Here is an 11926-nt window from a genome sequence, read left to right as displayed (position 1 = left end):
ATGCTAACTAGCAATGCTAGTTTTAGCCTTTGACAGCTCCTACAGTCAATCCTTTTACAAAGTACTTTTGGAAGAAGGGGTAGGCGAACACCATTGGACCCGTGCCGACAATACACATGGCCATACGAACAGATTCACTCGGTAAATTTGCAATTTCCGTAGAACTTGGACCTGAGCCCGCTTGGGCGTTTGCCAGTAAAAATTGCAGGTTCATTAACACTTTATACATCATGTACTGAAGATTGATGATGTTGTCATTATTGATGAAGATCAGACTGTTGTACCAGCCATTCCAATACCCCAGCGAGTAAAACAATCCTATTGTCGCAAAGACCGGAAGCGATAACGGGACGACAATCTGAACCAGAATTCTGCCTTCGCCCGCTCCTTCCATCGTTGCAGATTCAATAATGGAGGGATGTATTGTGGTCTGAAAGAACGTTCTCATAATAATGACATAGAAGGCGTTCATTAATAGACCAGGGACGATCAAGGCGAAGATCGTATCCTTCAGATGAAGGACATTCGTGTATACCAAGTACCATGGAACCAGACCGCCGCTGAATATCATCGTGAAGAAGATAAAGAAGGAGAAGAAACCGCGAAAATGAAAATCTTTCCTGGATAGCGGATAAGCAAACAAGGCAGTCATAATGATTCCGGCAATCGTACCTGCAACCGTAACAACGATTGAAATCCCGTAAGCCGCTATAATGCTGTGAATATCGAACCACAAATACTTGTAGGCGGACAAGCTGAATTTCTCCGGTATTAATTTATAGCCATGGAGCGCAATCGATTTCTCATCCGAGAAGGAAACGCCTACGACTAACAATATAGGAAGGAGACACAGACAACTGTACAGAATAAAAATGACATTCAGAATGACGTTGGACTTTGGTGAGACAGCCAGTATGTCTCTCTGGTTCCTTTTTATTACCGATGGCTCCTCTTGCAAAGAATAGTTCACTGAAGTTGTGGTTTCCAACCTTCTCCTCCTCCTGTTCTAAAAGAGTGCATTCTCTTTGTCTATTTTGCGTACTAGGAAATTCACGCCGACGACTAGGATGAATCCGACTACGGACTGATAAAGCCCCGCTGCCGACGACATTCCGGTATCCCCCAGGCGGATCAAAGCCCGATACACATACGTATCAATGACATTGGTCGTGGAGTACAAGGCCCCCGCATCAAGCGGCAGCTGATAGAATAAACCGAAATCCGCATTTAAAATATGACCGACCGCCAGCAAAGTTAGAATAATCATCATCGGCTTGATGGAAGGCAGTGTAATATTCCTGATCAACTGCCACTTGGTTGCGCCATCGGTTATGGCCGCCTCATAGTACTCTTTGTCGATACTGATAATAGCTGCTAAGTAAATCACGATGGAGTAGCCTACGTTCTTCCAGATGTAGACGATCGGCAAGATGAATGGCCAGTATTTCGGCTCGCTATACCACGAAATCGGTTCAATGCCGAGTGGAGCCAAGATGATCGTATTAATGAAACCAAATTCCTGGCTCAGCATCGAGTAGCCAAGATACCCTACGACAACCGCAGATAGAAAGTAAGGCAGAAACATAATGCTCTGATACAAATTGGAGAAGAACCGATTTCGCAGCTCATTCAGCAGAATGGCAAATGTAACGGCGCTGACCAATGTAAGGACGATAAACACAAGATTGTACAAGATCGTGTTTCGCGTAATGACCCAGGCATCGCTCGAGTTAAACAGAAACTTGAAATTCTCGAATCCGACCCAAGGGCTTTTCCAGTAACCTAACGCATAATTGATGCTTTTGAAAGCGACAACCGATCCAAACATCGGAATGTAATTATTGATGATTAAGTAAAGTATTCCTGGAAATAACATGAGTAATAAATATCGATTTTGATGTACTTTTTTAAAAAAGGATGTTTTATAATGATTATTAATGGGTTTATTACCCATATCTAGCACCTTCTTTCGCGTTATCCCCTTCTGTTAACTTTATTATAGAGTTTCATGTATTGGCTATCTACGAAGTGGAATGACATCATTGCCGTTATTATGACAGCAATAAAAAACCCTCGGATGAACAAGGAATAGCTCATCGAGGGTCTATCTTACTGTTATTTACCTAGTAGTTGATACCGCTTGCGAAATTCTTGGGGATGCACGCCGACTTGCTTCTTGAAAATCTTGCTAAAATGAGAGAAGTTTTCGTATCCCATAGATTCACATATTTCACTTATTTTCAAATCAGTTTCAATGAGCATAATCTTGGCTTGGTTCATCCGAACCGTAATGATGTATTCCATCAAGGTTTGCCCTGTTTCTTTCTTAAACAGCCTTGATAAATAGGCCGAATTCAAATGCACATGAGAGGCAATCCCTTCCCTCATGACATCCTTCAAATTCGCATGCACATACAGCCTTATTTTCTCGATGATGGCGGAGCTGTCCATCCGCATCAACTGCATATAATCGATTCCTGCAGTAATAACGCGCGCAGCCCACTGTTTAAACTGAGCAACGGAACGGGTTGCCGAAGCATCTCCAAACCATTTTCCTGTACCCATCATCTCTTTCACGGATCGTCCATGCTTGTGCGACACTTGATAAACCATATGTAAGATCGAATGGTAGAGCGCATCGATCGTTTCAGCTGCGCTGGATTGCTCTTCCCGGAGTTCGGCAAGGACTGCCTCCAGACGCTTCATGAGTTCATCTTTCTTCCCTAACTCGAATAGCACCACCCAGTCCGCACATTCGATATGGACAGGTGCTTTGATCGGATTTGCTGCCATACTGCCTATACGTTCCGATTGGAATTGGACAACCTTCGTATTTACAATATTACGAGCCTCCAGCTCCAGTAACGCCTGGCAGCTATCGGATAGAGCACCTATCCCTACGGGCTGGCCGATATAACAGGATAAGCTGCAATAGAATAGTTGCGAACAGACGTCGATGTAGGCCTGGCATTTGGCATGCCAATCATCCTTCTCTGCTTCTGCATCCCCCGTCAAGTAAATGAGTATGAAATGAAGGCCGTTTCGATCTTGAATGACGTCACCCGCACGTGATTGGAGAAACATCTCAGCTGCCGCATTTCGCAGTGCGTACTCCATGATTTCCTCATCGCGCAGATTGAATTCCTTGCTCCACATCTCTACGCTAAGCAGAATGGGCAAAATCAATGTATGGGGATCAAACGTGAAATGATAAGCAGGAAGCTGCTGCTTTAAATTATCCGCGGTCGGTATGAGGCGCTGGGCTAATATATCTTGCCAGAACCGTTCGGTCAATAAGGGCTTCTGCTTCTCCCAAAGCTTCTCATAGGTTTGAAATTGTTCATCGAATTGCTCGACCTTCCTCAAATCCTCTACCCGTTCCTGCACCTTAACCATGACGGTTCTTAATTGATCATAGTTAACAGGCTTCAGTAAATATTCATAGCTGCCCAGGCGAATAGCCTGTTGGGCGTAAGAGAAGTCGGCATGGCCAGTCAAAAAAACAGGCACGATCGACGTGTTATGCTCTCTGACCCACCCGACCAGATCGAGTCCATTGCTGTCGGGCATTTCAATATCGCACAGCAGAACATCGATGCTCACGGTTCGGATAATTTCCATCGCTTCGTCAACATCGCATGCGCTATAAACCTCGCTATAACCTAAACCGTTCCAATCGATCCCTTTTAACAAAGCTTTAATCGCATAGACTTCATCATCTACGATAAGTAACTTATACATGTTAGAGATCCCCCTGCTCTTCGTATGGTGACTGTTTTGGAATGATTAAGCGAACGACTGCCCCTTTCCGGGCACCATTCTCGAACAAAATGTTGAATGCCTCGCCATACTTCATCCGCAAGCGATGATGCACATTCCAAATCCCCAGATGCTTGTCACCTGAACCTTGGCCTTCTGCATATTGGCCGGCTTGAAACAGCTGTAATTTATCAGGCGCAAACCCTTTACCGCTGTCGCTGATACACACTTCGTAGCAATCAATGGACGCTTCGGATTGCCTTACCGTGATCGCAATTTGAAAGACCGATTTGCCTTTATCCATGCCGTGTATAATCGCATTCTCAACGAAGGGTTGGATGATTAAGGGAGATATACTGTACGCTTTATACATGTCAGGGACCGTAATCTGAAACGTTAATTTCTCCGGGAATCTAAGCTTCTGGATCTCCAAATAATTCTCGATATGTCCAATCTCTTCAGCCAGCGTGATCGTCTCCCGATGGGAACGGGTAATGAAGCGGAAATAATCGCCTAAATGCTCCGTCATCTTCTGAACCAGCAGATTCTCCTCCAGCACCGAGAGGCTAAATATTATATTTAAAGAGTTCAAATAGAAATGCGGGTTAATCTGCGCTTGCAAATGATTGAATTCTGCCTTCTGCGCTCGCAGCATTTCCTCGTAAACGTTAATTTTCAAGCTCTGAATTTGCGAAGCCATTTTGTTAAACGTCTCTACCAGGAATGAAAACTCCTTGGTTGAATGGTCACCGAGCCTCACATCCAAATTCCCCCGGCCGATGCTCTGCATCCCTTTAATCAGAATGTTCATGGGCCGCAGCAGTACGTTTTTTACAAATAACAAGTAGAATACAAGAATGATAATTAAGCCAATGGGAAGCAAGAAGAGCAAGCGTTGAAAATATAACAGTTTCTGCAGCACGACCTTCTCCGGAATAAAGACGGCGAGACTAATCGGTGCATATTGAAAAGGAAGGCCTACAAGCATATACTTGCTTCCGCTCGATGACTTCGTAAAGGAAACGTACTTCATCTCGTTGTGTTCCAGCTTCTTCACGATTTCATTCACGTTATCGGTAGATAGCGTCGTTTCAATAAGAGAGGTGCCTGTATTCGACATCAGCAGCAGTTCTTTCCCGCTGTTCCCGAAATTGGATTGTCTAAGCGGTTGAATTAATTTATCAATATCGATTAAAGCACCTACATAAAGCTCCCGATTAATTTCATTCGGGCTAATCGGAATGACACGCACCAAGTAATATTTATTCTTCCACGTGGTGACCGTCCAGTTCTGGGTATCCATGCCGTCCCTGTGTTCATCAAAGAAGGAATACAGGACGCCGTCGAATTTCTCGGAATCTTCATAGCTCTTTTTCACGCTGATCATATCGTTATTTTTTTTCGAATAGACGAAGAAGGTTTCGATCCCTTTATAGACGCTGAGATCGTCATCGAACTTGCGCAATAACCACTGCTTAGCCATAAAATAATCGCCGTTTTCCTTCGGATATAAAGTAAGCGGTATCAAATTGGTATAAGAGAAATCACTGCTTCCCAGTCGTAGAATATAATTGTTCGTTTCCTCCAACGTTTGATCGAGAGAGGAGACCTGCGTTTCGAGGAAATTGTAGTAAGACTGGGACACCTCGGTCCGGACGACATTCATGGCGTAAAAGTTATTATAGAACAGAAAGAAGATCAAAGGGGCCGTTACGATAAAAAAACCGAGGATGAATTTGAAACGCAATGTTTTCTTCTGGTTCATCAGCTAACCTCTCTCTGCGTCTATCAATCGACCTCAATCCGGTCAAATAAGTCGTGATGAATATGGCAATGAAAATTGTAACCCGATTCCTAAGAAAATGTCGATACTTGGTTCTGTCGCCTAAAACATTTTAAGCTTTCTATAGACTTCCTGATCTATATGCACCGTTGCTTTCTTTACTAAATCGTCGACATAAGAGGCATACTTTTGTTCTTTCAATAGCTGCGTTATAGATTCATGAACTTCTTCCCGCTCATTGAATCCTTCCTCAGTCTTTTCGATGCATTTCACCACATAATAAGCTTTATTGTATTCGAAAACCTTACTCACTTGCCCTACGGATAAGCTGACGGCATTTTCGGTAAATTCATGCGTTGCGGGCATATAATCTTCACGGCTTGTAGTAGAATCAAAAATCTGTTCACCGAAATCGACTTTAATAACCGAGTTCACGCTATACGTATCGGCTAAATCTTTCATATGATCTCCTTTAGCGATTTTCCCCCGTACTTCTTCGGCCATTTCCTTTGCGGCGTTCTTGCTCTTATCATCTTTAGCTGTAAAAGCAAAAGAAACTTTCTCTACCTTTACCGTCTCTATTTTCTTGTACTTGTTTTCCTTTATGGCGGTATCGTAATATTGCTTGATCTCTTCCTCGGAAACGACTAGCTGTTCATCTATTTTTTTCTTTAACTTTTGAATCATATCCGTGAACAAGATCGAGAAATAAACATCTTCGGTATACTGTTCGGGACCATAAATGACTTTCTTGTTTGCGATAGCCGTTTTCCGTCTAGCATTTTCATTCTTAAGATCGATTAGAAATTGAGAATAGCTGATATCTTGAATCAGTTCCTTTTCTTTTCCCTGGATTTGTTGAACTTTAATTTGTATTGTCTCTTCCAAGGCAAGCTTTTTTAGATAGTCCGCAGGTATTTCACCATCAAAACTGCTCGTCCAGAATCCTTTTCCAGGTTCGACATTGTGTGTCTTCTTGAAATAGTCGAATACTTCCGAGCGGTGCTTGATGAGCTTTGGCATTAACTCTTGTACAGTTATAGGTTCGTCGTCTACCGTTGCTACAACAGTAGACTCCCCGTTTGTATCATTGCTAGTGCCTACTAGGATAAGAACCGTACAAATAGCCGTAATTGCTGCGATCAATAACCCCACATGTTTCAATGTGAAACGAAATCGCTTTTCATTCCTTTTCTTATCCATACCTCATACTTCCTTTCATGAGATCAAGAGATGACCCTTTGGGTAAAGGGTCATCTCTTGAATGAAATACTTTGTGGATACTGTCGCGATGTTACTTAGCGGCAGTACGCAATTTCCAAATGATAACGGCCGCTTGCGCTCTTGTTGCCACGCCTTGAGGCGCAAACTTTCCATTCCCTACACCGTCGATGATACCGGCTTGTTGAATGGCCGCTACCGCGTTGACTGCGTAAGCCGCAATTTCGGATTGATCTTTAAATGAAGCAACTTCTCCGTTTCCATTTAAGTTAGCCTTCACCACTAACCCGGTGTTATAGATCATAACCGCCATGTCCTGCCTCGAAATCTGGTCTTGGATGCCAAAAGTGCCGTCCAAATTGCCCTTAACGATACCGAGCTGTTGTGCCGATGCGATCGCACTGTAATACCATGCGCCGCTCTTCACATCGCTCAGCGAAGTCTTGGCGTCACTGTTCACTAAATCAAAGGCGTTCATCAGCATCGTAATAAACGCTGCTCTTGTCAACCGGTTATCGGGCTTGAAGCTGTCTCCCCCTACTCCTTTGACAATGCCTCTTGCTGCCAATGCTTCTATGCTGTCTTGTGCCCACGATACGTTCGCAATATCGTTAAAGCTTACTCCTTTATAGGCAACCGCATATTTGCTGAAATGCGCAGTGCTGAATGTGATTTGACCGGTTGCATTATCGTATTTGCCGTTTTTCACGATTTCCAGCTTGCCATCATCATTCATGTAATAAATGATGATTTGATCCGGGTCTTCTTCGGGTTTCAACTTGTAGTTCAATTTAACCGTCACGGTTTCATCCCCGAACCGGCTGATTCTCTTCCCGTCAACGCTGAGGTTCAAGTCGTAAATCGGATGGCTTCCAATGGCCGCTTTCACTTCATCCGATAACGTCGAGGAATCGACGTTCTTTACGGAAAGCTGAACATTTCCGGTAGACTCGTTTCCATTTTTCAATAGATCCGTTGGAATCGAGATCTCGGCAAGTCCAGTCTTAAGATTGAACCGCTCGATGTTATTGTCGCGTGCGGTTTTAATCGAACTGCCGGCAAGATTAACGGTTACCTCTTTGGCTGATTCCGTTCCCAGTATGATAATTTCTACTGTAGAGTCTTTCGCATTAAGCATGGCTGCTTGAAGTTCATTCGTCTTCACGTCGATAACCGCTTTTCCGTTAACGTCAGGAATCGCTTCAATTTTCACGGTTCCGGGTTGCGGGTTCGGCGCTGTTGGTGCTGCTGTCGGCGCTGCTGTTGGTGCAGTCAATACATCGATTACATTGATTTGGACATCCTCAGAAACCATGCTGGTTCCATCGTTGACGTTAAACGTAACATGGTATATGCCGCCTTGCGAATTCGATGGCGTCCAGCTGAATATACGGGATGAAGCGTTAAATTGCGCACCTGCAGGCAGATTATCCGCACTGTAGGTCAATTGATTTCCATTCTTATCTGTTGCATGAATCGTAAACACGAGTGGGTTGCCTTCGTTAATCGTTTTATCCCTCATCTTAAAAAATACGGGAAGCAAATTTACATTCGGGTCGATAAATTCTACAAGGGTGAACGGAGCGTTCACATTCCACCAAGGGACCGAGCCGTCTTCAAAGTCAGCATTCGAGATGCCGTTTGCCCCGCCGGATGTTCCTAAGAACACATCGTCGATAAACATCGTACTGAAGGCGTCCGTCGTTTTGAGCATGACATGCAACACGTTATTCGTCCCCGTATTGAACGTGCCGGTACCCGCTTCGGTCCATTGGCCGGAGGCGGTTAAGTCCGATTCGCTGAACGTAGACCAATCCGCATTGGCGATGACGGCTTTTACGGTTCCGCTTCCTTTAACCCATGCCTTGAATTCCACATCGGTATTCGGCGTAACCGCGATATCGCTGTAGCCCATTGACTTCCAGGCACTGTCTGCCGAGTTATTGTCGACTTTGATCGCCTTGGTTCCACTGTGCACAGATACGGACGGAGGCGGCGTTGGTTCTTCCGTTTTCTGCACCAAGGAGAAAGGAGCATTTACGTTCCACCATGGATCCGAGCCGTCTTCAAAGTCAGCATTCGAGATGCCGTTTGCCCCGCCGGATGTTCCTAAGAACACATCGTCGATAAACATCTTACTGGCGGCATCAGTCGTTTTGAGCATGACATGCAGAACGTTATTCGTCCCCGTATTGAACACGCCGGTACCCACTTCGTTCCATTCGTCAGTTGCGGTTAAGTCCGTTTCGCTGAACGTAGACCAATCCGCATTGGCGATGACGGCTTTTACGGTTCCGCTTCCTTTCACCCATGCCTTGAATTCCACATCGGTATTCGGAGTAACCGCGATATCGCTGTACCCCATAGACTTCCAGGCACTGTCGGCCGAGCTATTGTCGACTTTGATCGCGTAATCGCCGCTGTGTGCTTCGTTAGGTACCGGCGGTGTCGTTGTCGGCGGCTCTGTCGGTTCGTCTGCATCGGTATTCAAGCTTGTCATATGGAAATAATCGAAATCGGCAATGACGTTCGTTCCATTGCAGTTATACAGCCCGATCCGTTTATCGCCGGGGAAATAAACGGTATAGCTGCCTATTTCGGTATAATCAGTACCGTCTTGCGAGTAGTACCCTGTATAGGTAGCGCCGCTTTTCTCCAGCTTCAGGTAATAGTCGGGATTCTCATCCTCCGCATCGTTTATATTCGTGTACGTACTGCTGTTCCATACGCCGTCTTGCTTATACCCGAACTGAAATTTCAGTTCGCCGTCATGTACCCGGTTAAGCTTGATGTGGTTAGCTCCATCCATATAGACCAATAAACCTGTCTGTTCCCAATCCTGCGTCGGGATGGCGGATACTTTGGTTTCGATCGTAAAATCGCCTTTAGGCGCCCATTGCAGCAATACGTTTTTAGTAGAATCGACATCTCCGCCGCTGCTCGTGATATTCATTTTTCCCGGATTCGAGGACAGACTCCATTTTAACGGATCTTCTGAAATCCACTTCCATCTTGCGTTCAAATCGTTGCTGTCGAAATCATCATTCACTTGTTCCGCCGATGTCGGCAGCTCAGGCTCCGGTTCCGGTGTCGGATCATCAGGATCTGTAGGCGGAATTGTACGATAAAGCGAATATACATTGCCTAATGTCCACGGCCGAGCTCCATATTCAAAGCTGCCGTTATCGAGCAAATTCCCGCCGTTTGCGACTCCCAGATAAGCATCGTCGAAGTAAGCCGTCCCAGGTGTTCCGCCCGTCTCGGTTAGCTTATAAACCAGCGAAGTGGCATTTCCGCTATTCACGGGCAACTGGATTGGAGTCCACTCGTTGGAAGCATTAATAGAGGTCTGATTGAAAACGGTATTTCCGTCTCCGACCGCTAACGTATAGCCTCCCGTGCCTTTCACCCAAACTTTAGCCTCGTAATCTTTATTCGGTTCGACGCCTGAAATCGTCTGCGTCATTTCTTGATTGGAAGCCGTGTCCGTGGAAACGGCTTTCACGGACCATCTGCCGGCGTGAATATCCGGATCTACCGCATCCGGAATCTCTAACGGTTTTGGAGTTGGAGGAGCCGTTGTAGCTTTAGGGCTTCCATACTCATGCGCTCCGATATCGGGTGCGTTATTGTAAAGCGCATGGCCCCAGAAATCTCTGCCGCCATTATCCGCAATGACTGTTCCTGCGTTAATATACGGGGAGTCGGGGCTCAACTTGAATACATCGGCACCTCCCATGCCGTCCGTAGGAACCGTCGGTATAGGTCCCGCGAATTTCGGATCCGTAGTAACGGCATGCGCGTCTTCTGCCGGCGCGGCATTTCCGGTCCCATAGTAGCCGTTATAGTCAAACACGTTATTGGAATCTGAATTGGAAGGATAGGTAGAGGCCGCATTCGCATAGAAAATATTATTCTGGTAATAAATCTTACCCGTTTCGGTCGCGAGCGACTTGATATGGATGCCTTCATCTGCGATGTTGTTGTAAAACACGTTATTGTAAACGTACGACCCCTCTGAACCCGGGTGATTAATCGATAAAGTCGTATTCTCGTTGACATTGATTTTATGGTCGTTGAAACTCACGTTGTATCTCACGGTCGCGCCTTTATATTTCTCCTGGGCATTGCCCATTACCAGCAGAAAACCGCCCGCGTTGTCATGGCTGTAGTTGTACTGGAAAGTAACTCTGTCAACCGTCGCGATGTCGGCGTCGAAAGCCTGCGAATCCCCGTCGTCATTATCTTGCAACGGGTCATGATTCGTGTAGGCGACCTCATTATTTTGGAAGACCGCATTCTTGCTTAACCATTCCCACATGGCAACGGTATAGCCAAAGCCTTCAAAACCGCCGCCTTGATCGTAGGACGTATTGTATTCAATCAATGGAGAGTCGCAAAGACCGACGACGATGTCTCCGTTTCCGTTTCTCTCGAAATAATTGTTTCGAATCACGACGTTCGTAAAAAAAGTAACGTCTTTTACGGCTTCGTCCCCATCGCTTTGAATGCCATGGCTCTCATTGTCGTAGATCCGGTTATCTGCGATAAGAAAGTCGTCGTAAGAGGAATTGCTTTTATAAGCGTTGAATCCGATGGCGGCCGACCAGAAACGCAAGCTGCCCTCATAATGGCCTTTCACGTTATGAATATCCAAACTCTCGAAATGCAAGCTTCTTAGTGTCCTACCTGTATCATTAGACACGAAAATGCCGTAACGATGATCGTTTTCTGGCGCATCGTTCGTAATCTCCAGGTTTTTGATCGTGATATATTCAACGTTGTTCAAGAAGATGGCTTTCGGAACGCCTCCGCCTGCAATAATAGGCTTCGGACCTTCGCCGTATTTGTCGTATGTAATGCGGTTCTCACCGTAACCGGAATCATCGATCGTAAGCTGGCCGTTCCAAATGCCTCCCGCTTTGAACAGAATCCGATCTCCCGGCACGAAATCCGTGGCGTTCACCTTATTGAGCGTTTTCCACGCCTCGCCTGGACTCCTTCCGCTATTACTATCGTTTCCGTTTACCGAATCCACATAGTAAGAGTCGAGCGACGCTGCACTGGTTGCCTTTGGACTTATACTTATTAGGGACACTGCCATAGTAAATATACAAAATAACGCGATTGCCTTTTTTAACCCTATCATTCCATGTTCTCTCC

General features: G+C 45.5%; 6 protein-coding genes. All 6 read right to left on the bottom strand.

Going from position 1 to position 11926, the window contains the following annotated elements:
* Positions 1-22: 22 nt before the first annotated feature.
* Positions 23-988 (bottom strand): carbohydrate ABC transporter permease, encoded by a 966-nt coding sequence (locus AC50Y3_RS07405; RefSeq protein WP_494818131.1) that lies wholly within the window; start codon positions 986-988, stop codon positions 23-25.
* 18 nt (positions 989-1006) lie between these two features.
* Positions 1007-1876 carry an ABC transporter permease gene (locus AC50Y3_RS07400; protein WP_494818130.1) on the bottom strand — a complete coding sequence of 290 codons (870 nt, stop codon included), beginning with the start codon at positions 1874-1876 and terminating at the stop codon, positions 1007-1009.
* A 239-nt stretch (positions 1877-2115) separates the two neighbouring features.
* Positions 2116-3741, bottom strand: a complete 1626-nt coding sequence (locus AC50Y3_RS07395; protein ID WP_494818129.1) for a response regulator transcription factor — start codon at positions 3739-3741, stop codon at positions 2116-2118.
* Position 3742: 1 nt separating this feature from the next.
* Positions 3743-5524, bottom strand: a complete 1782-nt coding sequence (locus AC50Y3_RS07390) for a sensor histidine kinase (protein WP_494818128.1) — start codon at positions 5522-5524, stop codon at positions 3743-3745.
* A gap of 120 nt (positions 5525-5644) precedes the next feature.
* Positions 5645-6745 carry a peptidylprolyl isomerase gene (locus AC50Y3_RS07385; RefSeq protein ID WP_494818127.1) on the bottom strand — a complete coding sequence of 367 codons (1101 nt, stop codon included), beginning with the start codon at positions 6743-6745 and terminating at the stop codon, positions 5645-5647.
* A gap of 91 nt (positions 6746-6836) precedes the next feature.
* Entirely contained in the window at positions 6837-11912 is a 5076-nt protein-coding gene (locus AC50Y3_RS07380) for an S-layer homology domain-containing protein (protein WP_494818126.1), read from the bottom strand.
* Positions 11913-11926 lie beyond the last annotated feature (14 nt).

This window comes from Paenibacillus sp. J22R98 (assembly GCF_059383835.1).
This window is presented reverse-complemented; position numbering and strand designations above follow the sequence as displayed.

What these genes read in the sequence shown, in the direction of transcription:
- AC50Y3_RS07400 (WP_494818130.1), bottom strand. Translation starts at nt 1,876, where the DNA reads ATGTTATTTCCAGGAATACTTTACTTAATCATCAATAATTACATTCCG.
- AC50Y3_RS07395 (WP_494818129.1), bottom strand. Translation starts at nt 3,741, where the DNA reads ATGTATAAGTTACTTATCGTAGATGATGAAGTCTATGCGATTAAAGCT.
- AC50Y3_RS07390 (WP_494818128.1), bottom strand. Translation starts at nt 5,524, where the DNA reads ATGAACCAGAAGAAAACATTGCGTTTCAAATTCATCCTCGGTTTTTTT.
- AC50Y3_RS07385 (WP_494818127.1), bottom strand. Translation starts at nt 6,745, where the DNA reads ATGGATAAGAAAAGGAATGAAAAGCGATTTCGTTTCACATTGAAACAT.
- AC50Y3_RS07380 (WP_494818126.1), bottom strand. Translation starts at nt 11,912, where the DNA reads ATGATAGGGTTAAAAAAGGCAATCGCGTTATTTTGTATATTTACTATG.